Consider the following 21,429-nt stretch of genomic DNA (forward strand, 5'->3'; position numbering starts at 1 on the left):
CAGGGTTACTCGAGCTCAAGTTGGATATTTTTACGTTTGATGAGTTCGAGTACCTGAGAGTGGGAAGCTAAAATCATATAGATAGCCTCTAAATGACCGGTTTGATGCAGCTGAGCAATGGTGTCGGCGGACAGTTCATTGAAGGTATCTTCGTTAAGAGTATAAAAACCAATCAGCTGATGCTGTTTGCCGTTGTTAAGAGTAATGTCCAAAGTGATAGGCTCAATCAGCTTTAGTTGGGTGAGTGTCTCAACCAGTTTTTGGTTGTCCTGTACTCCTTGATCCAACAATTCCAGCGACGCAGTCAGCTTTTCCAGGAAAGGGCTTTGACCGCCAAACTCCAAAAATAATGGCTCCCCCTCAGTTTGACTGAGTTTAGGGCTGTCCAGGTCTACATTTACGACCTGTGAACCATTCTGTTCTCCGATGGAGAACGGCAAACGCTCAATACTCAATGGTATATAGCTGGCATCCCAGCCTTGAGGGGTTAAAAAGAGGTTTTCCCCCTGGGTGAACCCCATCAGCGCCACAGGATAGAACTCACCGGTCTGCTCGTGCTTATGAAAAAAGATTGGATAATGGGCCTGTATCTGACGGAATTCGGCAGGAAAAGTCAGGGCAAGCATGTGGTTATCACCCATTGCTTCGGATTTTTCGGTGATAACTCGTAGGCCTTTGTGATCGATGTTGTTCAGTAATGCATTTCGACTCATAGTGACTCCATTGGTGCAGGTACGGCTTAGGTGGCTAACCCCTGAGCCTGTATTTGGTTTAGTAACTGACGGTTGCTTGGCAGGCGAGACAGCCATTGCCGACTTTTAACCTCATTGTCACGCAGCCTTTGCTGCATCGCCTGGTGTTGTTCCTGCAAACTGGCTGTGGGTCTGAACCGTGTTTGCCCACCCATCCCATAATAAATGTACTGGTAACTGGCCGCGGGGAACAGTTCTTGAATGTAACCAAAATCATAATGGCTGGGACAAGAGGTTTGCCAGAGCGTCAGTTTTTCTTGCAGAGTGTCTGGAATTGAGTCCGTCGACTTGTTATCCCGCCAATACTGGGTATCGGTTCGATTTGAGAGCACATAGTGTAGTTTCAGGAACTCCATGATTTGTTGCCAGCGGCGGGTGAAGCAATCATTGTAGTGGCTTGCAACCAGTGGCATCGCGCTCTGGTTCTGTGGTAACTGTTCGGCAAGATACTGTGCCGCCATTTCAACCATAACCAGTGCTGAGGCTTCCAAAGGCTCAATGAAGCCGGCGGCCATTCCCACTGCCACACAGTTTTTATGCCAGAACCGTTCGCGATAGCCCGGTCTTATTGAGATAGAACGAAACTCGGGAACCTCGGAAACGCCGCTCTGTTTGATGTACTGGGAGAGCACCTGCTCAGCTTGGCTTTCATTGCTATGGGATGATGAGTAAACATAACCCACCCCACGACGGTTTTGCAGACCGATATCCCACACCCAGCCTGCTTCCTGAGCCGTAGATAAGGTTGCCGAGGCAATGGGCGCGTCTGGGAGCGGGTAGGGAACCTGCGCAGCGATGGCCCGGTCGTTGAAAAGCACAGAGTCTTGTTCAATAAAGTCGATCCCGTAATGCTGACCTAACAACAGGCTGCGAAAGCCGGTACAGTCAATAAATAAATCGCCTGAAATCGCTCCATGACGCTGTCCCACCACAGCCGCAATCTCATCGCTACCCGGCTGCGACTGAATCTCGACGATATCGTCCAGTAGGTGGTGAATGTTCAGCTTTCTCTTGCCATGTTCGGTTAGCATCTGGACAAACTTCCCTGCATCCAGGTGGTAACCATAATTGGCAATAAACGCGTACTCAGGTGTAGAGATCTGTTTGGGAGCAAGGCCTTGCTCAATGACCTTCGGCTGAATACTAAAAAACTCTGCAAAACTATGTGTCTGTTGATACGGTTGCCAGAATGCGGCAGTGTTTCGTTCACTTTGAGTTGCCGGGGGCGTAAACGGGTGATGATAGTGGTCTGGCGTGCGCCCGCATCCCCAGTTAATAAATTGCGACCCTTGCTTAAAGCTCGCTTGGCAATGATTCAGAAAATCATTCTCTGAAATACCAATCCTCGCCAAAGTTTGTTTCATGGACGGCCAGGTGCCTTCACCGACACCAATGTGCTGGATGCTTGGTGATTCCACCAGAGTGATGGCTATCGAATGATCGAACTGGTATTCCGACGCCAGAACACAGGCGGTCAACCACCCGGCGCTACCGCCGCCCACAATTACAATTCGCTCTATGGGATTGGACATTTGTACTTCGCTGCCTACTAAAACCCTAGTCTTTATCCACCCTTACCATGGACGGGTTGTCATAAAGAGTAAAGTTTTAGATAAATAAAGGGCTTTTCACTGTGGAGGTGAAAAGCCCTTTCACACCCTAATTAGTTGCTTTTATCAGAAGCTGTACCTTACGCCGATGTTATAGCGCGGGCCTGTTTGCGTCAGGTTCACAATTTGTTCCTTGGCGCGCTCATGGCTGCGTGTATATTCATCGGTGATGTTGATGCCTTCGACAAACACGGACAGGTTTTCGTTGACCTGATAATTGGCATTGAAATCCCACTGACCGTAGTCTTCAACATAGATAGGGTTTTGTAGCCCTAAGGTGTTGATTGTTGAGTCCAGGAAGGTGTCACGCCAGTTATAGGCCAGTCGAACCTGCAAGTCGTTCTTATCGTAGAAGGCAACAAAGTTGGCGGAATCGCTCAAGCCCAACAAGGCAAATTGCTCTTCCTGGCTCTGATTGTCGTAGTTGATGTCACCGTCAACCACTGTCAGGTTGATGATACTACCGAAGCCAGAGTCGCCATAAATGTGCTGCCAGGCGAATTCCCAGCCATCCAGCTCGGTGTCTTTCTGGTTTACCGGGATGGATATATCGAAAGTGGCAGGAGCATCGCCATCGACGCCCAGGATAACGCCATTTTCTGTGACGGTTTCCGGGTAGTTTTCAATAATATACTGACGAATCAGAGTGTTATTGTTACCAACTGCCGCCAGTGCCTCATCGTAACGTGCGCCTTGAGCAGGATGGGGCAGGTTGAAGGTTTGCTCTTCAACGGTAGTACGACCGATGAAGTTTTGACCATCCTTGCGGAAATAGCCCAGTGCAACATAACTGGCTTCGCCGTAATACCACTCCGCTGACAGGTCGAAGTTGTCAGACTCAAAGGGTTCCAGATCAGGGTTGCCTCTGGCTCCAGTGCCTCCGTTAATACGTACCAGAGAGTTAAGGGTTTGACCGCCCTGAATGTCTGAGTAACCGGGGCGAGCAATTGTGGTGCTATATGAGGCACGCAGGATAACGTCTTCCATCACCTCGATATCGAAGTCGATATTGGGGAGCACGTTGGAGTAACTACCTGTTAACTCACTGAACTCAGACTCTCCGGTTGAAATAAGGTTAAACTCGTTGTCACCTGCCCACCCGATACTGGAGTAGGTCGGTACCAGAGCGCGAGAGGTTACGTCGGTTTTCTCATAACGTACACCTGCCACTAAGTTAACCGGCATACCGGCCCACCAATCCGAGAAGTTTGCCTGAATGTAAGCGGCTTGTTGCTCTTCCTCTGTGCGGCGGTCGGTGGTCATATCTGATGATGCACAGAAAGACGAGCCACAGTCACCGGCGTTTGGACCGATTTGTCCATAGGTTTGGTCGGCAATGTCTCGTACCGTATCAAAATCCCAGCGGAAAAATTGTTGCAGCAAATCAGGATCATTACTGCCTGATACACCGAAGTTGCCGCTGATGCTGTCAGACTCAAAGACGGACAGGTCGATATCGCCAGCTTCGCCAACGCCCCCCCAGTTATCCTGCTGAACATTAGAGAATGCGGAGCGGTTTTCGACTTCGGTACTGGATACACCGAAGTCGATGCTTTCCAGAACGCCATCGTCAAAGACATACTCCCCGTCCAGCTGGAACTGATCGATATCGGTACGCATCTGGCTGTTACGGAAAGAGCTGCCCGTCACGCGCATATTTTCGGCTTGGTTAGAGACGCCATCCGGCATGGTAATGCTGAGTACGGGGAAGTCTCCACTGAAGTCTGCTGTAGAAACGGAACGAACCCATGTGGCCATGCCGATCACGTTATTACTGCCATAAGGACCATCAGGACCTGACTCAGCCGATGAAGAGTGGAAATCAAACGTCATATTCAGGTTGTCGTTCACCTGCCAGTCGGCGTTGAATCCCAAAGATTTGTTCTCGTTAGCGGTTGAGAAATTACCGCCACCCTGAGCCAGATCGCCAGGAGCGCCGAAGACCTCGGTATAAACCAGGGGAGCGGCGACAGGGCCATCAGTCCATTGACCAGAGGAGGGGCCAAAGTTAAACCATGCGGAGACGTCGTTGTAACGGTCTTGCACTTCATTTTTGGAATAGGTGTAGTCGAGCGTCGTAACCAGTGAGTCAACAGGCCTGTATTGCAGCGTGAGTTGCCCATTGGTTCTGGTACGCTCGATTTCGTGGAAGGCATACCCCAAACTTTGAGGCACAGAGTATACGCCTTCACCGTCCAGAGGACTGTTCTGATGCGCGCCTTCACCGTCTGGGATTAGGCCGCCCCATTCAGCATTATTGCCCGCCCAGTCAAAACCGTTTACCGATGCGGGGAAGGTACGCCAACCCCCGGAGTTTGCTTGCTGGTTACCACTGTCACGCTTTTGATAGCTCGCGGAGAGCGCAACGCCGATGGTGTCATCCTCAAAGGTATTGCTGTAGAGGCCAGAGAGCTCTGGAGTAATGGAGGAACCTTCATCGGTTGACTGGTCCATAACCCCTTTAAGACCAACGGTCGCTTTTAAGCCGGGCGCATCGAGAGGGCGAGTGGTACGGATGTTAATGGTAGAGCCCATACCGCCTGTGGGGATATCGGCACGCCCTGTCTTATAAACGTCGACTGCGGCGACGCCTTCGGAGGCCAGGTTGGCAAAATCAAATGATCGGGACGATGATGCTGATGTCGCTTCCAGCGAGGAAGTGGGCATCTGACGACCGTTTAGCGTGACTAGGTTAAAGTCCGGGCCAAAGCCACGCACGGTAACCCGGCTACCCTCACCGTTGGCTCTGTCAATGGATACACCGGTGATCCGTTGCAGTGACTCTGCCAGGTTAGTATCAGGAAATTTGCCGATGTCTTCGGCTGAAATGGACTCAACAACGCCGTCAGAGCTGCGTTTGACATCCATTGAACGAACCAGACTGCCTTTAATACCCTTAATTTTAATGACTTCGACATCTTGCTCTACGTCATTGTTATTCTGTTCATTGTCTTGAGCAATGACGGAAGATGAGGCGAACGCCAGAGCCAGGCTGGCGGCTAACTGTGTTTTCTTAAAGCGTTTTATATTCATGTGCTGTGACCTGTTTCCCGTAATGTTTGCTGAAAGCGCTTACATTTCGCCTTACTAAAAATGGAAGCGCTTACATTCAGATGTTATGGCAATACTAAAGCTAGATCAATGTCCGATAGCAAAAAATTTACATTTAGTGACAAGAGTTGAGTACGGTTAATGCCATTACAGCGGGTGCTTGGGGCTTCACAAGGCGCGGGTTGTTATTTTTTGGTTAACAGTGCGCGCCGGAGAAAAGGAATGTTAGCGATATGTAGCGGGCAACAGTACAGTGGGAGAAGGACTCTCTGATTGCTGCGGGTAATCCAGGTTATAATGAAGTCCCCGGCTTTCTTTACGCTGCATGGCGCAATGCACGATGAGCTCGGCAACGGTGACCAGGTTACGCAGTTCCAGTAGGTTATTACTGACCCGAAAATTAGCGTAGTACTCATGGATTTCCTGCTTTAACAGGTCGATGCGGTGTAAGGCTCTTTCCAATCGCTTATTAGTGCGCACGATCCCCACATAGTCCCACATAAACAGCCTGAGTTCGTGCCAGTTATGCTGAATGACGACTTCTTCGTCCGAGTCGCTGACCCGGCTTTCATCCCAGGGTTTTATGGGGGCATTGGAGAGGGGAATGTCCAATTTGGACAGGATGTCTTTGGCGGCGGCTTGGGCGAAGACCACGCACTCCAGCAGAGAGTTGCTGGCCATGCGGTTGGCACCGTGTAAGCCGGTATAAGCTACCTCGCCAATGGCGTAAAGATTCTGCATATCCGTGCGTCCGTTAAAGTCGGTCATCACTCCGCCGCATGTGTAATGCGCGGCAGGCACAACCGGTATGGGCTGGCGGGTAATATCAATGCCCAGCGAGCGGCACTTACGATAAATGGTTGGGAAGTGCTTAACAATAAAGTCGGCAGGCTTGTGACTGATATCCAAATACAAACAGTCTGCGCCGGTACGTTTCATCTCATAATCGATGGCGCGAGCTACGATGTCTCTCGGGGCAAGCTCACCGCGCTCGTCAAATCTATGCATAAAGCGTTGGCCATCGGCGTGCACCAGGTAAGCCCCTTCGCCCCGTAGCGCCTCGGTGATCAGGAAGTTCCGCGCTTCGGGATGATATAAGCAGGTAGGATGGAATTGGTTAAACTCCATGTTGGCTACCCGACAACCTGCACGCCATGCCATGGCAATGCCATCACCGCTGGAGACGTCCGGGTTCGAGGTATACTGATACACCTTACTGGCACCGCCGGTAGCAAGGGTGACAAACCGGCTCCGGATGACTTCAACCTTTTCCCGGTTGCGGTTCCAGACATAAGCCCCTAACAGAGTATCCGGTCGGGTTTTGTCCTTGATTAAGTCGACCGCATTATAGCGTTCGAAAAGATGAATATTTGGATGCGCCTTGACGGCGTCGATGAGCGTGGTTTGCACCGCTTTACCCGTGGCATCAGCGGCGTGCAGAATGCGTCTGTGGCTATGACCGCCCTCACGGGTCAGGTGATAGCGTGGTTCGCCGTTACTACTGTCTTCCTGATCGAAGGGCACACCAAAGTTAATCAACCACTCCATGGCTGACCTGGCATGTTCCGCAGTATATTCCACCGCTTTTCGATCGCACAGGTCGGCACCGGCCTGCATGGTATCCTGTACATGGGATTCGATAGAGTCGGTTTCATCAAACACCGCAGCAATACCCCCCTGAGCGTACAGTGTGGATCCTTCACTGACGGAACTTTTGCTCAACACGATAATCTGACACTGCTCAGCCATGCTTAAGGCAAGGCTAAGACCGGCAGCACCACTACCGATAATAAGAAGATCGCACTGGTGTTCAATGGCTTGGCTCATAGACTTGTATCGGGCTTTATCGATCCTATATTTGAAAGCCATGATAGTATGCATTTGGGGTGGAAATAAAAGCGTTTCGGCGTATTTATTCCCCCGTTTCGGATAAAAATTTGCAAAAATTAGCCGCCAGGATGAATTTCCTCCGAACTTTTAATAACAAGCAGAGTCTACTAGATGCTTGCGAGAGCCAAAGCATCGCATTAGTGGTAAGGGAGATGTGGCTCGAATGAGCGAGCAGATAACAGATCAACAGTTGGTTGAACGGGTACAAAAAGGGGATAAGCGGGCATTTAACCTGTTAGTTGAGAAGTACCAGCATAAAGTGACCCATCTGGTGTCGCGGTACGTGAAAAACTCAGGGGATGTGGCCGATGTCGCTCAGGAAGCTTTTATCAAGGCCTACCGGGCTTTGCCGAACTTTCGTGGCGACAGTGCGTTTTACACCTGGTTGTACCGAATTGCGGTAAATACCGCCAAGAATTATCTGGTGGCCCAGGGACGCAAACCACCCGCCAACGACGTTGACGCCGAGGAAGCGGATTTCTACGATGGCAGTGAAGCGTTGAAGGAAAACAGTTCGCCTGAGCGCACACTGATGTCAGAACAAATGAAGACCTTATTGTTCGACACCGTCGACAGCTTGCCCGAGGAGTTGAGGGTAGCGATCACGCTGAGGGAGATGGAAGGAATGAGTTATGAGGAAATCGCCACTGTGATGGATTGTCCGGTGGGAACGGTACGTTCAAGGATTTTCCGGGCTCGGGAAGCTATCGACAAAGTGATACAGCCTCTGTTACAACAGTAACGGGCGTAATGCAGGAAAAGTGCTATATGACGCAACAACAAGATGAACATTTGTCGGCAATGATGGATGGAGAGCATGGCGAGTCTACCTTTGTAGATCGGCTCTACGATAATGCTGAACTTGCAGGCAAATGGCGCCGGTACCATCTGATTCGGGATGGATTGCGTAAAGAGCTCCCCCCGGAGATGGATTTGGACTTCAGTGCCAAAGTCGCTGAAGCCATCGACCAAGAGCCCGCCATAGTGGCCCCCAAGTCTGATATCAGACAATGGCCCGTAGTGCGTAACTTGGTGCCGTTGGTTCGTTCCGGTGGTCAATTCGCCATCGCAGCATCGGTTGCGGCCGCCACCATATTTGGTGTGCAACAGTTGCATCAGCCCCAGGTTACCGAACCCTTTAATACAGCGCCGACTCTTGGTGCCAAAGGGGGACTGTCACCGGTGAGCCTTGAACAAACCAGGCAAATGCCCAATACGGATGCCTTGCAGCAAAAACGCCGTATTAATGCTTACATGACTGATCATCAGCGGCAGATGCGCCTTAAGGCTATGGCTCAGCAAACGCAACAAAAAGACCCAGAAACTCAGTCAAAGACTCCTCAGGACCAACCACGTTAATATGCTCAAACGCGGTGCTTTGCTTGTCATTCTGGTCTTGTCCTGTGCCTCCGTTGCGTTAGCGGATACGGCCCATTCCGCGAAGGCCTGGCTGGAGAAAATGAGCCAGGCGTTGCATTCTCTTAACTACCGAATTTCCTTCGTTCAGCTTCAGGAAAACGGCGACTTTGAACCCTATTTATGGCGTCATGCTGTTGTTGACGGCGTTGAGATGGAGCATCTGAGCCTGCAAAATGGCCCTGGTCGGGAGGTGGTGCGTATTGGCGATAGAGTCAGCTATTTTGAGCCCAATGTGCCTGCCTATTCGCTACGATCCCAGGTCATTAATGGCCCTTTGCCCGCAGAAATGCTCCGTGATCCTACGATAATTCAGCAGGGATACGACCTGGTGACGGTCGGACGCAGTCGCATTAGCGGACGGCCCGCGCAGCAGTTACGTATAGTGAGTAAAGATAAGAGTCGCTATGGCTTTAACCTGTGGCTGGATCAGCAAACGGGATTGTTATTGCGAATGGATATGATGGATCCACAGGGGCGAGCCCTTGAGCAGATACAGGTAACATCTTTGCAGGTTTCTGCCGAACCCGACGAATATTTCACTCGCATTGAAACCGCAAAGCTGCCTGATGTGATTGAACGGGACGTGAATAGCGGTACTATCAATCGATGGCAGATAAACTGGCTGCCTGCCGGAATGCAGGTCGTGCGTCGGGATACCCATCAACTGCCGCTGACCGGAGCTTTGGTGGACTACATCATGCTCAGTGACGGCCTGATTGATGTCAGTGTGTATCTACAAAAAATTCAATCTGGTTCGGGCGACGATGGGTGGTTAAGGCACAGTGGTGATACACTGCTGTCAATTCAGCAGGGGCCTCTCGAAGTGACTGTGGTGGGGAAACTTCCACCAAAGACAGCTAAGGCAATAGCCGAGTCCGTTTCTTTGAATACTGCAGCGGTGAGCGCCAGACCATGATTGAAGAAGTCGGCACTATTACCGAGGTAAAGGATGGCTATATTTGGGTAAAAACCCAGATTAAAACTACTTGCGGCGGTTGTGCCGCTAATGACGATTGCGGCACTGGCAGCATTGCTAAGGCATTATCTCCCCGGGCGCAGACGCTGGTCTTTGCGTGGGATGAAGCGGCCCATATTGGCCAGCAGGTGAAGTTGGGCATTCCTGAACAGTCTCTGCTCGGCGCGTCAGTATTGATGTATCTTTTCCCTCTGTTGACCCTCATCGCGGCAGCACTGTTGGCTGACTGGGCCTTGCCCCGGTTAGGCCTGAACGGTGAGTTATGGGTTGTCCTGAGTTCGTTTGCGGCTACGGCAGCTTGTTTCTACTGGCTGAGAGGGTGCTTTAAGGACAGCCGTCGCGCTCAGCGTTTTCAGCCTCAGTTACTGTGTTTGCTACCGTGGCATGGTCGGCGGCTGAGTGTGCAACAACTCGAACCCTAAACTTTACCTATTAATCGGTTGGGGTCCTGCGATATAATCCCCGCATTCTGAGCTGACCCCGCACGGGGCAAGAGTTAAAGTACCCAAAGCGAGTTTTAGCGAGTGTCAAAAAAGCATCCCATTGAACATAAAGATTTCGATCACATCCGCAATTTTTCCATCATTGCGCACATCGACCATGGCAAGTCCACTTTATCAGACCGTCTGATTCAGCACTGCGGTGGTCTGACCGATCGGGAAATGAACGAACAGGTATTGGACTCCATGGATCTGGAGAGAGAACGGGGCATTACCATCAAGGCCCAGAGTGTGACCCTGGACTACACAGCCAAGAATGGCGAAACCTATCAACTTAACTTTATCGACACCCCAGGCCACGTAGACTTTTCCTATGAAGTGTCCCGTTCCTTGAAAGCCTGTGAAGGGGCTTTGCTGGTGGTGGACGCGGGGCAGGGTGTGGAAGCCCAGACCCTGGCCAACTGTTATACCGCCATCGAAATGGACCTGGAAGTGGTGCCGATTCTTAATAAGATCGACCTGCCACAAGCCGATCCTCTGCGTGTGGCTGAAGAAATTGAAGATATTGTTGGCATCGACGCATTAGAAGCGGTGCGCTGCTCGGCCAAGACCGGTATGGGCATCGAAGAAGTGTTGGAAGAAATCGTCGATAAGATCCCCCCTCCTGAAGGCACGGTGGAAGCGCCGCTGCGCGCGCTGATTGTGGACTCCTGGTTCGATAACTATCAGGGCGTCGTCTCCCTGGTGCGGGTATTTGAGGGGGAACTCAAAGCGGGCGACAAGATTAAAATCATGTCCAATGGTAATGAACATATTGCCGATAAGGTGGGGATTTTTACGCCCAAGCCGCTGGAAACCGGCGAACTTCAGGCCGGTGAAGTGGGTTATATTGTGGCCGGTATTAAGGAAATCCAGGGCGCACCTGTTGGGGATACGATTACCACCTCTAAATACCCCGCTCAGGAAATGCTGTCGGGCTTCCAAAAGGTTAAGCCTCAGGTCTATGCGGGAATGTTCCCCATCAGTTCTGACGACTATGAAGACTTTCGTGACGCGTTGGCAAAGTTATGCCTGAATGACGCCTCGTTGTTTTATGAACCGGAAAATTCCGCTGCGTTGGGCTTCGGCTTCCGAATCGGCTTTCTGGGCATGCTGCACATGGAGATCATTCAGGAGCGTCTGGAGCGGGAGTACGATCTGGATCTTATCACTACCGCGCCGACGGTCATCTACGAAGTGGTGACCAACGATGGTCAAAAACTGTCGGTGGATAGCCCGTCTAAGCTACCACCGGTCAATGATATTGCCGAAATCCACGAGCCCGTGGTCGAAGCCAATATTCTGGTGCCGGAGGAGTTTTTAGGCAATGTCATCACGCTGTGCGTGGAAAAACGTGGCATGCAGACCAAAATGGCCTATCACGGTAAGCAGGTCGCGGTAAGCTATGATATCCCTATGGCAGAAGTGGTGATGGATTTCTTTGATCGCCTTAAGTCCACCACTCGTGGTTTTGCCTCTCTGGATTATCATTTCAAGAAGTTCCAGCAAGCCGACATGGTGAGGGTGGATATTCTGGTCAACGGCGAGCGAGTCGATGCTCTGGCCATGATCACGCACAGAGATAACGCGCAGGGGCGTGGTAGACAGTTGGTGGAGAAACTTAGAGAGTTGATCCCAAGGCAGATGTTTGACATCGCTATTCAGGCGGCCATTGGTACACATGTGATCGCCCGAAGCACTGTAAAACAGTTGCGTAAAAACGTAATAGCGAAGTGTTATGGCGGTGATGTGAGCCGTAAGAAAAAGCTATTGCAGAAACAGAAAGAAGGTAAGAAGCGGATGAAGCAAGTGGGCAATGTGGAATTGCCACAAGATGCCTTCCTGGCCGTACTCAAAGTAGGAAAGTAAATGGCGAACTATTTTTCCATCTTCCTGGTGGTGGTGACTCTGGCGTCGGGACTCATCTGGCTGTTGGATCACCTATTCTGGGCTCCGAAACGCAAGGCCGCTGGCGTCAGTGATGTTGGTGCGGCCTCGGCGAGCGTAAGCGATGATGTTGCCGAAGCCCCGTTGCCTGCGGTGGTGGATACCGCTCAACAGATTTTTCCGGTGCTGGCCTTTGTATTGGTATTGCGCTCCTTTTTGTACGAACCCTTTCAGATCCCATCCGGTTCCATGATGCCGACTTTGCTGGTGGGAGACTTTATTCTGGTGGAGAAGTTTGCCTATGGCCTGAAAGATCCGGTGTGGCGCACAAAGTTAGTGGAAACCGGCCAACCGGAGCGAGGCGACATTGCTGTGTTTAAGTACCCGGAGCAGCCTAATCTTGACTACATTAAACGAGTGATTGGTCTGCCCGGTGATCGCATTGTTTACCGAGACAAACAGGTGTATTTGCAACCAGCGTGTGAGGCCGAAAATCAACAGAATTGCCCCAAGCTGGAGCCCTTATCGCTGGAGTTTGAAAAGCGCGGCGAATACTATCAGAACCTGATGCCGCTGGAGCGTTATACTGAAACTATCGGTGACACTCAGCATCAAATTCTGCGCAATCCTTTGCCACCCATACCCAGTCGACATCTGTACAACGGCTCGCGTGAGTTTGTGGTTCCTGAAGGCCATTACTTTGTACTGGGGGATAACCGGGATAATAGTCGTGACAGCCGCTTCTGGGGCTTTGTGCCTGAGGCTAATCTGGTGGGACAGGCGGTCGCTATCTGGATCAGCTTCGAGTTCGATCGGCCTCCCAGCAGTTGGGTGCCAGGGTGGATTCCTACCGGCATTCGATTCGAACGCATCGGCGGGATTGAGTAAATGCACGCTTACGATGCCATCTCTCGCAATCTTGGTTACGAATTTCAGAATCCTGACAACCTGCATCAGGCGTTAACTCATCGCAGTGCCAGTCGCCAGCATAACGAGCGCCTCGAATTTCTGGGTGACTCCGTGTTGGGAATGGTCATCGCTCAGGAGCTGTACTTTCGTTTTCCTGAACAGCCGGAAGGTAAACTGACCCGAATGCGCTCTACTCTGGTTAAGGGAGAGACTCTGGCTGAACTGGCACGGGAATTTCACCTGGGCGACGGATTGCAACTGGGGCCGGGAGAACTGAAAAGCGGTGGCTTTAGACGTGACTCCATTCTGGCCGATGCCATGGAGGCTGTCATTGGTGCCATCTTCCTGGAGGCTGGCTTTGATACGGTGAAACAACGTGTGTTGAGTTGGTATCAGGCGCGCCTGGAGAAGCTCGACCCTAATTATCACCCCAAGGATCATAAGACCCGATTGCAGGAATATCTGCAAAGTCGTAGGCAGCCATTACCGGAATATACGGTGGTAGACGTCACGGGTAAGTCGCACGATCAAACTTTTACTGTCGAATGCCAGGTACAAGGCATGACCGCGCCGGCAACGGCAAAGGCGAACAGTCGTCGGCGCGCCGAGCAGCAGGCGGCACGACAGATTCTGGAGCAGCTCCATGACGGTAAATAATCCAGAGACATACTGCGGCCTGGTGGCTATCGTTGGACGGCCTAACGTGGGTAAGTCCACGCTGCTCAACAAGCTGCTGGGTCAAAAAATCAGCATCACCTCCCGTAAGCCGCAGACCACTCGTCACCGGGTAATGGGTATCGACACAGAAGGACCTTATCAGGCCATCTATGTGGACACCCCGGGGTTGCACAGCGAAGAAAAACGCGCCATCAATCGGGTGATGAACCGGGCGGCACAGAGCTCGCTGTCCGATGTCGGGCTGGTGCTCTTTGTGGTGGAAGGCACCCGCTGGACCGAAGATGACCAATTGGTGCTGGACAGGGTTAAAGCCTCGGGCCTGCCAACCTGGTTGCTGGTCAATAAGACCGACAAGGTGAGGGAAAAAGAAGAGCTGTTGCCCCATTTGAAATGGCTCAGTGGGCAGCATGATTTCGCTCATATTATGCCACTGTCAGCCAAGCAAAATCGCAATGTTGATGAATTACGCCAGTTAGTGTTTGATGCCTTGCCGGCCAGCGAACATTATTACCCGGAAGAATACATCACCGATCGTTCGCAGCGCTTTCTGGCCGCTGAGATCATTCGTGAAAAGCTGATGCGTTTTACCGGTGACGAGCTGCCCTATTCGGTGACTGTGGAGATAGAGCAGTTTAAACTATCGCCTCAGGGCGTGTTCCAAATCAATGGTTTGATTCTGGTGGAAAGAGACACTCAAAAGGCGATGGTCATCGGTAAAGGTGGTCAGCGTCTTAAAACCATTGGTCAGGAAGCTCGCCAGGATATGGAGCGTTTGTTTGATAACAAGGTGTTCCTGGAACTTTGGGTGAAGGTAAAAGCGGGCTGGGCCGATGATGAGCGCGCTTTGCGCAGTCTGGGTTACTCGGACGATTGATCGTCACATCCCCTTAGGCGTATCACTATAAAAAGTTAGAAGGTCAGTACAGACAGGAGAACCACATGTCACTGACATTGCATCAAATTCGTCGTGATTATACTCAGGGTACCCTGGATCGGGACCAGTTATCGGAAGACCCCGTCGAGCAATTCGAGCGTTGGTTACAGGAGTATATGGACACAGGGGCGCCCGATCCTACGGCCATGACAGTGGCAACCGTGGATGAAAACGGCCAGCCCTCCCAGCGTATTGTGCTGCTTAAAGACATTGTCGATGGTGACTTTGTGTTTTACACCAATCTGGAAAGTCGCAAAGCCAAAGAGCTGGCCAAAAACCCCAGGATCTCATTGCACTTCCCCTGGCACTTGATAGAGCGTCAGGTGAAGATTTGCGGTCGTGTAGAGCCTTTATCGACGGCATCGGTGGCGAAGTACTTTTTATCCCGCCCTAAAGAGAGTCAGCTGGCTGCCTGGGCGTCGGCTCAAAGCCAGCCAGTATCCACGCGCCAGATGCTGATGAACAAATTTGCCGAGGCGAAGCAAAAATTCGCCCGGGGAGAAGTCCCTCTGCCGAAATTCTGGGGGGGCTATAAAGTGACTCCCCATGAAGTAGAATTTTGGCAGGGCGGGGCCCATCGGTTGCATGACCGCTTTCAGTATCAGAAGCAAGACGATGGACACTGGCAGATCCAGCGGCTGATGCCTTGATGGTGATGACGGGTTGCGACGATGATTGACTCCCATTGTCACCTGGATTTCAGCGATTTTGACAAGGATCGCCAATCGTTGTTGGATCAGTGTCAGCCCCAGGGCTTCGAAGCCATTGTTGTGCCTGGCGTCGGGCCAAAGCATTGGTCTGGACAACTCAACCTTTGTTGTCAGCATCGGCTTTTATACGCCGCACTCGGCATCCACCCGTGGTTTCTTCCTGCCAAGCTGGAGTCGGCATTAGAGCAACTGGAAGCGGAAGTAAAACGACAGCGTGAGTCGTTAGTCGCCATCGGTGAAACCGGATTGGATTTTAGTCAGGAGATTTTGCAGCGCTTCGATACCAGTACTCAGCAACAAGCCTTTGAAGCGCAGCTTGAGCTTGCCAAGAAGCAGGCATTGCCGGTCATTGTGCATCACCGAAAGTCCCACCACGGTATTTTACAATCGCTCAAGTACACTGGCTTTGATGGTCGGGGCGTGATCCACGCCTTTTCCGGAAGTTATGAGCAGGGTAAGGCCTATATTGACCGGGGTTTTTATTTAGGGATTGGCGGCACTGTTACCTACCCCAGAGCTCGCAAGACCCGCGATGCGGTGGCTCGCTTGCCGTTAGAAGCCATGTTGCTGGAGACCGACGCGCCGGATATGCCCTTACATGGTCATCAGGGTGAGCGTAACTCGCCGCTGTTTTTGCCCCAGGTGGCGAAGGTATTGGCAGGGCTGAAACACACTGGCGTGCAAGAGGTTGAGGCGCAGACCGATCAAAACAGTCGCGATTTATTCGGGATCGGGAGTGATCAGTGCTAACCGTTGCGCCTGGCGCGGAACTTATAAAAACCGCGGGTCAGAAATATTCCCAGCATAAAAGCCAGTGCCATCAGCAGCTCGGTCTGATAACGTTTACTGGCTTGGTACTTTTGGTGATGTTGCAGAACCTGCGAACGGTTCAATAGCAGGCGCAGATAAGCCTTGATGTCATCGTCCAGCCGGATTTCCTGCACGTACACCAGAGGGGCCGGTGTTTGCTTCTGTAAGCTCAGCAGGCTCTCGTTGTTTCCCTGATGGCCCATGACTTGCCCCTTGTCGTTATAAAGGGTGGCAGAAATAACATGGGGATCCCGGGCTGTTGCGGACAATACGGCCGTCATCGACTCCGGTTCGACCTCCAGCCGGGCAGCGATCTGGGCACCGAGACGAGTCAGGGTTTTGCCTAGCTGATTGGCCAGATTCTGCTGCACCTGAGCGTCCTGGCGTTCTCCGAACACCCACACATTCAAGGCCAGGATCAAAGTGATCCCCGCCAGCCCTAAGTGGAACAGCCGCTTATAAACGGTATAGGGACTACTGCGGGCAACAGGCTCGGTCAGAAGTATCTTTTGGGCCATAAAAACAGCAACTGGTTACAATGGCTATTACCTTAGGGGATTCCAACGCTTTTGCAATAGCTAAAATCCGCAGGATAAATACCAATTCGTATCGATCGTTAATCACTCAGCAAGATCTATACGGATTGGTATAACTAAGAGCACGAGTGTCTTGGGGCTTGCACTGGCTTTGGGTAGAATGCAGCACATCCTTATTCATCGGGAGTCAACGTGACTCAATTGCAGTTTTCCGACAGTCAAAAACACAGCTCGGCCTTTTTGCGCCAATTGTTAGCCATCGAACAGATTCAGCTTGGTGCTCAGGAGCCCAGTGCGGTTTGCACGAACCTGCCCGAGAATCAACTCGGCGGTGTTGCCTGCACGTTGACGAGCAGCCAGTTTACCCCCGAGAAAGTCGCCGCTGCTCAGCTGGTGGTGCGGACTCCGGCGCTGACCCTGGCTAAGCTGGAGAAACTTCAGCTGGCATTAGACGGAACATTGACGCTGGGGGCTTTTCGTCCTCGTTGGCTCGACGGCGATCCGCTGGGCTTAGCGGTGGTGTTTGATGTATTAGATGTGCCCGCGAAATTCGAGACGGCACAGTTGGATGCCGTTTGTCGTCAACATCGACTGGAGCTGAATCTGTTGCGTCAGGCACCGAGCCTCAACAAGCCCGGCCTGATGGTTATGGATATGGATAGCACGGTGATCCAGATGGAGTGTATCGATGAGCTGGCCAAGCTGGCAGGCGTTGGCGATAAGGTATCCGCAGTGACCGAGCAAGCCATGCAGGGCAAGCTGGACTTTGCCCAGAGCCTGAGAGAACGTGTGGCGTGTTTGAAAGGTGCCGATCAAAGCATACTCGCGCAGGTACAGGACGCCATGCCTCTGATGCCCGGCGTTGAAACTCTGGTCCAACGGCTTAAACATCATGGATGGAAAGTGGTCATCGCCTCTGGTGGCTTTACCTATTTTGCCGATAATCTTAAACAACGTCTTGGGCTGGATGCGGCGGTATCCAACGTGCTGGGTCTGGCCGATGGCAAGCTGACCGGCGAGGTGGACGGGCGTATTGTGGATGCGCAGGTTAAGGCACAGACCCTGACTGAGCTGGCTCGGCAGTGGAATATTGCTCCCGGGCAAACGGTTGCCATGGGCGATGGCGCCAATGATCTGGTGATGATGGAGGCGGCTGGATTGGGTGTGGCCTATCGCGCCAAGCCCGTGGTGGGCGCTCGGGCCGATAGCGCCATTCGTTTCGGCGGTCTGGAAGAAATGCTCTATCTGCTCGATCCAGCATGAATCCCGTTCAGTCCTCAGAGTTTTTAACCGGCAATGGCTATCGGTTGCATCTTCGGCGAATTGCTCCTGAAGCGAGGGACGGTCATCAGGCGGTACTGATGATTCACGGCGCCATCGAAAATGGTCGTATTTTCTACAGTCATAAAGGACAGGGACTGGCCCCCTATTTGGCGCGTCAGGGATTAGATGTTTATGTCCTGGACCTAAGGGGGCGGGGGTTAAGCCGACCGACTATCCGCCGGGGTCATCAATACGGACAGCATGAGAGTATTGTTGAAGATATTCCCAAAGCGATCTCTCACTTACAGCAGCGCTATGCCAGTCCTCTGCGAACGTTGGCGCATTCCTGGGGCGGTGTGATGCTAATGGCGTCCTTGCTGCGCTTTCCAGAGTTGGCACAAGGCATCAGCCGTCAGGTGATGTTTGGTACCAAGCGTCGAATCCGGGTACGCAATATGGAACGGTTATTCAAACTGGAGTTGATCTGGCATCGCCTGGGCCCGTTGGTGAGCCGGTTAGTAGGCTATTTTCCTGCCCGTGACTTGAAGATTGGCGCTGATAATGAAACGGCTAATTATCTGCGAGGCGTCTCTGAATGGGTGCGTAAGGATGCCTGGAAAGAGCCCTGCGACGGTTTTGATTATCATCAGGTGCTCGAGCGTGCTGCTTTGCCCCGCACTTGGTTTATCACCGGCAGGGCCGATAAGGTTTTGGGGCATGCCGACGATATGCTGTTGTTTGCCCGTGAGTGTGGTTTTGACCGTGAGGATTGCACCACCCTGAGTCGGGCAGGTGGCTACCAGCACGACTATGACCATATCAACATTCTGACTCACAGAGACTGTGAGGCCGATCACTTCCCTCAGGTAGCACGCTGGCTGGCTGCTTCATCTGTGGATTGCCGGGTAGCCTGAACTGGCTTTGAGGCGGGGCCGGTCAGGGCTTTGTGATTCTGACGAACGGCCTGTTCATCAAAGCCATAACGTCTCAGACACTCATCGGTGATGTCCACCAGATCGGCCATGACTTCCACATTCCACAAACGCTCCTGCAGCTCCCTGGCGCGGTGGGGCGCATAGTCGTTAACATAGTCCAGTTCCAGATCCAGTTTGCCAGCGTCGGGCTTGCCAGTCTTGCTGAGCATCAATACCAGCGCCACAAAGCCGCCATTGCCGATGGCGCGTTGGATAAACTCCTTGCGGGCGCGATCATCGCCAAACTCGGTGCTCAGGCGCAGATCCGTCTGTGTCTTGGGCTCGCGATCTGAAGGCTGCAATGCCGCCATCAGTTCATAAGTGACCGGCTTATCCTGAGGTTTGATGCGTTGAATCCAACCCTCCAGCAGTGGTGTGCCTTCTTTGTTCTGACGATAGAAGGGGGCAAAATTGTACCGGCCCCTTGGAGCCTTGCGTGTAAGCAGGTGATAGAGAGGCTGAGTGCCCCCCTCGGCTTGAAGCAGGCTGTCCGGCAGCCAATGGGCACCATGCCGCTGGAGGTATACCGGTGTATTGCAGAGGTGACGGGCGTATATATTGCGCAGCGCCTCACCGATGCCCAGGCTGTCCTCCTGTGCATCAAGCAGACGCATTTGCTTGCGGTTTTGCTTGATCAGGGTACTGAAAAACGGCTTGGAGACGCTGTTACGGTTGCTTCTGACCTGAACACTGACCACACGCCGGTTAGGACTGATATGACGAACCTCATACTCTAAGTGGCGCAGGTTATATTGTTTGGCGATCTTCTGAAGAGAAGGAAAGTCCAGAAATACCCGGCTGCCTGGCTCCAACGACATAGGCTCGTTGAGCTCGATACGTGCCCCCGCGACCGATACATCCTCGGTTGTACCCGTGACCAGCTTTTTGCCCGTATCGACATTCACTGGCGTGCGTAATAGAAAACGCGATTGCTTGCGAAGTTCCTGGTACTGGAACCGGAAGGTCTGAATCGCTTCAGGAGTCTGAGGGGGGTGCCGAAACCGGGCTAACTGATTCAGTTTGTCACGATCTACCTGGCGCTTCTGATAGCTCAAGGCGTTGACCGAAGTGGTAATGTCGGTCAATAACACCAGGTGTTTGAGGTTTTTAAGACGTGCCATTAACCGGGGCGTTGGCGGCGCATTATGCTCTTTCACCTTATCGCTGACATCATCGGGTAGAGAAGATGGAAAGTAGCACTCATCGGGAGTTATTGCAGTGAGCTGAACCTTCAATACCCGCCAACTGGCACGCTGAGCGCCACAACCCAGAAAGGTGCTGCGCAGTTCGGGATGTTCGTCCAGCTCCTCGCGGGTTGCCGAGTAAAACTGGGTTTTGTCGCGGGCACTGTGAGAAAAACAATACAAATAGGTATGGAAACTCCCTTTCTGACCAGTCCAGTAGGCCAACCGGGTCTCGTTGAGCAGATGACTGAGGCACTGCTGGCGTTGCTCGTTCTGGAAATAGCTGAGTAGCTCCCGGTTACTGTCATTGGTCAGGATATACCGGGGATGCGGCTGGTCCGCGAGTTGGTCAATGAATACCGGCAGGGAAGTGAACTGTGGAATGTAGTATTGTTCATAGCCGCGGATCAGGATGGCTTGCAGGGTGTTATCCAGATTTACCTTATAGCGGCCCTTATTGCCGCGGATATAACTACTAAGAAAGCGCTCAAAATCATCGCCCTGGCGTTTATCACTGACCACCCGACTCAGGCTTATATAACGCTCTTCCTGACTTTTCTGTTCTTCGCGGATGACTTTGTAGGTAATGCCCTCCGGGCGTTTGCTGCCCATCTGACGGGTCAGTTCCCGAAAATACACCACCACTTCCTGATCGGGCTGCAAGGGCACAGGATCGGCGGTTTTAACCCTCAGTCCTTTATTGGAAATATCCACACTAATGGCGTGAGCCGATTCATTGGCTTGGGTAAACAGTTCCACAGGCTGAGAAAAATTCATGCGTTCTTCATCACGTTTATGGAACTGGGCGGTGTTGATCACCTGACAGCTAAGATCGACGCCATCCAGCGGGTTAGTTTGCGGCTGGGCCGGCCGGCTTTGCTTGTCCTCCTGAGGCTGTGTGGCCAGTTGCGGGCTTTCGGGGCGGGGGTCGGTCACCGCTTCATACACCCCCAGGGTGTAGTCGCCAAAGCGCCTCAATTGCTGCTCAAACACGTCTATGGCAGTTTCATCCATAAAATGAGTGACACCGTCATGTTGATACTCCCGGCAAGGGTTATTGCTAACGGTGCGCAGATCGATGGCCTTCTGGCAAGGACGTCCCTGACGTTGCAGCTCCATTTTTATCAGGAAGCGAAGATGATCCGGATGTTCGGCAGTGGCGTCTTTCAGAATACGCTCAAAATCAGGCGTATTCACCGCTGGTTTCAGCCGCTCAATCAGTGGCAAGTAATGTTCGATGTCGTAAGGAGTGGTGTTGGCCATAATCCGGATCAAAGTATCAGGTTGTTAGCCACTAAGGCTGAAATGGGCTCTCGGGCCGGGCGTCGGTGTGCTCTTTGCGTCATCGCTCCCAAGCCTTTGTTGCG

Annotated in this window: 18 protein-coding genes; 12 read left to right on the forward strand and 6 right to left on the reverse strand. The window is 52.2% G+C overall.

What is annotated here, in order from left to right; all coding sequences use genetic code 11:
- Positions 1–5 precede the first annotated feature (5 nt).
- The 4 genes from HMF8227_RS04470 to nadB all read right to left on the reverse strand — a co-directional run bounded on the left by HMF8227_RS04470 (position 6) and on the right by nadB (position 7,240).
- Entirely contained in the window at positions 6–713 is a 708-nt protein-coding gene (locus HMF8227_RS04470; RefSeq protein ID WP_109339044.1) for a SapC family protein, read from the reverse strand.
- Between the two features lie 26 nt (positions 714–739).
- Entirely contained in the window at positions 740–2,284 is a 1,545-nt protein-coding gene (locus HMF8227_RS04475) for a tryptophan halogenase family protein (RefSeq protein ID WP_109339045.1), read from the reverse strand.
- A gap of 144 nt (positions 2,285–2,428) precedes the next feature.
- Entirely contained in the window at positions 2,429–5,395 is a 2,967-nt protein-coding gene (locus HMF8227_RS04480) for a TonB-dependent receptor (protein WP_109339046.1), read from the reverse strand.
- Positions 5,396–5,638: 243 nt separating this feature from the next.
- Complete coding sequence (gene nadB, locus HMF8227_RS04485) at positions 5,639–7,240, reverse strand: L-aspartate oxidase (protein ID WP_109339047.1); 1,602 nt, start codon at positions 7,238–7,240, stop codon at positions 5,639–5,641.
- A gap of 226 nt (positions 7,241–7,466) precedes the next feature.
- On the opposite strand from nadB, the gene rpoE reads away from it, so the two are divergent.
- The 10 genes from rpoE (at position 7,467) to HMF8227_RS04535 (ending at position 16,045) form a co-directional block, all read left to right on the forward strand.
- A complete protein-coding gene (rpoE, locus tag HMF8227_RS04490; protein ID WP_109339048.1) occupies positions 7,467–8,045 on the forward strand; it encodes an RNA polymerase sigma factor RpoE in 579 nt (192 codons plus the stop codon).
- 26 nt (positions 8,046–8,071) lie between these two features.
- Positions 8,072–8,662 (forward strand): sigma-E factor negative regulatory protein, encoded by a 591-nt coding sequence (locus HMF8227_RS04495; RefSeq protein ID WP_109339049.1) that lies wholly within the window; start codon positions 8,072–8,074, stop codon positions 8,660–8,662.
- Position 8,663: 1 nt separating this feature from the next.
- Positions 8,664–9,638 (forward strand): MucB/RseB C-terminal domain-containing protein, encoded by a 975-nt coding sequence (locus HMF8227_RS04500; RefSeq protein ID WP_109339050.1) that lies wholly within the window; start codon positions 8,664–8,666, stop codon positions 9,636–9,638.
- Complete coding sequence (locus HMF8227_RS04505; RefSeq protein WP_109339051.1) at positions 9,635–10,120, forward strand: SoxR reducing system RseC family protein; 486 nt, start codon at positions 9,635–9,637, stop codon at positions 10,118–10,120. The genes HMF8227_RS04500 and HMF8227_RS04505 overlap by 4 nt, the downstream gene beginning before the upstream one ends.
- A 102-nt stretch (positions 10,121–10,222) precedes the next feature.
- Positions 10,223–12,046 (forward strand): translation elongation factor 4, encoded by a 1,824-nt coding sequence (lepA, locus tag HMF8227_RS04510; protein ID WP_420820518.1) that lies wholly within the window; start codon positions 10,223–10,225, stop codon positions 12,044–12,046.
- A complete protein-coding gene (gene lepB, locus HMF8227_RS04515) occupies positions 12,047–12,952 on the forward strand; it encodes a signal peptidase I (RefSeq protein ID WP_109339052.1) in 906 nt (301 codons plus the stop codon).
- Entirely contained in the window at positions 12,953–13,630 is a 678-nt protein-coding gene (rnc, locus tag HMF8227_RS04520; protein WP_109339053.1) for a ribonuclease III, read from the forward strand. It abuts the gene before it with no gap.
- Positions 13,617–14,525, forward strand: a complete 909-nt coding sequence (era, locus tag HMF8227_RS04525; RefSeq protein ID WP_109339054.1) for a GTPase Era — start codon at positions 13,617–13,619, stop codon at positions 14,523–14,525. Before rnc ends, era begins: the two co-directional genes overlap by 14 nt.
- 71 nt (positions 14,526–14,596) lie before the next feature.
- Positions 14,597–15,235 carry a pyridoxamine 5'-phosphate oxidase gene (gene pdxH / locus HMF8227_RS04530; RefSeq protein ID WP_109341006.1) on the forward strand — a complete coding sequence of 213 codons (639 nt, stop codon included), beginning with the start codon at positions 14,597–14,599 and terminating at the stop codon, positions 15,233–15,235.
- A gap of 21 nt (positions 15,236–15,256) precedes the next feature.
- Complete coding sequence (locus tag HMF8227_RS04535) at positions 15,257–16,045, forward strand: TatD family hydrolase (RefSeq protein WP_109339055.1); 789 nt, start codon at positions 15,257–15,259, stop codon at positions 16,043–16,045.
- On the opposite strand, the gene HMF8227_RS04540 is transcribed toward HMF8227_RS04535, so the two are convergent.
- Positions 16,042–16,623, reverse strand: a complete 582-nt coding sequence (locus HMF8227_RS04540; RefSeq protein ID WP_109339056.1) for an AhpA/YtjB family protein — start codon at positions 16,621–16,623, stop codon at positions 16,042–16,044. The two genes, HMF8227_RS04535 and HMF8227_RS04540, sit on opposite strands and share 4 nt — an antisense overlap.
- A 210-nt stretch (positions 16,624–16,833) precedes the next feature.
- On the opposite strand from HMF8227_RS04540, the gene serB reads away from it, so the two are divergent.
- Positions 16,834–17,904, forward strand: a complete 1,071-nt coding sequence (serB, locus tag HMF8227_RS15165; RefSeq protein ID WP_239421200.1) for a phosphoserine phosphatase SerB — start codon at positions 16,834–16,836, stop codon at positions 17,902–17,904.
- Entirely contained in the window at positions 17,901–18,818 is a 918-nt protein-coding gene (locus tag HMF8227_RS04550; protein ID WP_204101031.1) for an alpha/beta fold hydrolase, read from the forward strand. Before serB ends, HMF8227_RS04550 begins: the two co-directional genes overlap by 4 nt.
- Here HMF8227_RS04550 and HMF8227_RS04555 read toward each other — a convergent pair.
- On the reverse strand, positions 18,767–21,325 hold the full coding sequence (locus HMF8227_RS04555; protein WP_109339057.1) for a PilZ domain-containing protein: 2,559 nt from the start codon (positions 21,323–21,325) through the stop codon (positions 18,767–18,769). The genes HMF8227_RS04550 and HMF8227_RS04555 overlap by 52 nt on opposite strands.
- Between the last annotated feature and the right edge of the window lie 104 nt (positions 21,326–21,429).

The sequence above is a fragment of the Saliniradius amylolyticus genome (assembly GCF_003143555.1).
GTDB classification, from domain to species: Bacteria; Pseudomonadota; Gammaproteobacteria; order Enterobacterales; family Alteromonadaceae; genus Saliniradius; species Saliniradius amylolyticus.

Bases quoted from the DNA above. Each gene is read 5' to 3' on its own strand.
- HMF8227_RS04470 (WP_109339044.1), bottom strand. From the start codon at position 713: ATGAGTCGAAATGCATTACTGAACAACATCGATCACAAAGGCCTACGA.
- HMF8227_RS04475 (WP_109339045.1), bottom strand. From the start codon at position 2,284: ATGTCCAATCCCATAGAGCGAATTGTAATTGTGGGCGGCGGTAGCGCC.
- HMF8227_RS04480 (WP_109339046.1), bottom strand. From the start codon at position 5,395: ATGAATATAAAACGCTTTAAGAAAACACAGTTAGCCGCCAGCCTGGCT.
- nadB (WP_109339047.1), bottom strand. From the start codon at position 7,240: ATGAGCCAAGCCATTGAACACCAGTGCGATCTTCTTATTATCGGTAGT.
- rpoE (WP_109339048.1), top strand. From the start codon at position 7,467: ATGAGCGAGCAGATAACAGATCAACAGTTGGTTGAACGGGTACAAAAA.
- HMF8227_RS04495 (WP_109339049.1), top strand. From the start codon at position 8,072: ATGACGCAACAACAAGATGAACATTTGTCGGCAATGATGGATGGAGAG.
- HMF8227_RS04500 (WP_109339050.1), top strand. From the start codon at position 8,664: ATGCTCAAACGCGGTGCTTTGCTTGTCATTCTGGTCTTGTCCTGTGCC.
- HMF8227_RS04505 (WP_109339051.1), top strand. From the start codon at position 9,635: ATGATTGAAGAAGTCGGCACTATTACCGAGGTAAAGGATGGCTATATT.
- lepB (WP_109339052.1), top strand. From the start codon at position 12,047: ATGGCGAACTATTTTTCCATCTTCCTGGTGGTGGTGACTCTGGCGTCG.
- rnc (WP_109339053.1), top strand. From the start codon at position 12,953: ATGCACGCTTACGATGCCATCTCTCGCAATCTTGGTTACGAATTTCAG.
- era (WP_109339054.1), top strand. From the start codon at position 13,617: ATGACGGTAAATAATCCAGAGACATACTGCGGCCTGGTGGCTATCGTT.
- HMF8227_RS04535 (WP_109339055.1), top strand. From the start codon at position 15,257: ATGATTGACTCCCATTGTCACCTGGATTTCAGCGATTTTGACAAGGAT.
- HMF8227_RS04540 (WP_109339056.1), bottom strand. From the start codon at position 16,623: ATGGCCCAAAAGATACTTCTGACCGAGCCTGTTGCCCGCAGTAGTCCC.
- HMF8227_RS04550 (WP_204101031.1), top strand. From the start codon at position 17,901: ATGAATCCCGTTCAGTCCTCAGAGTTTTTAACCGGCAATGGCTATCGG.
- HMF8227_RS04555 (WP_109339057.1), bottom strand. From the start codon at position 21,325: ATGGCCAACACCACTCCTTACGACATCGAACATTACTTGCCACTGATT.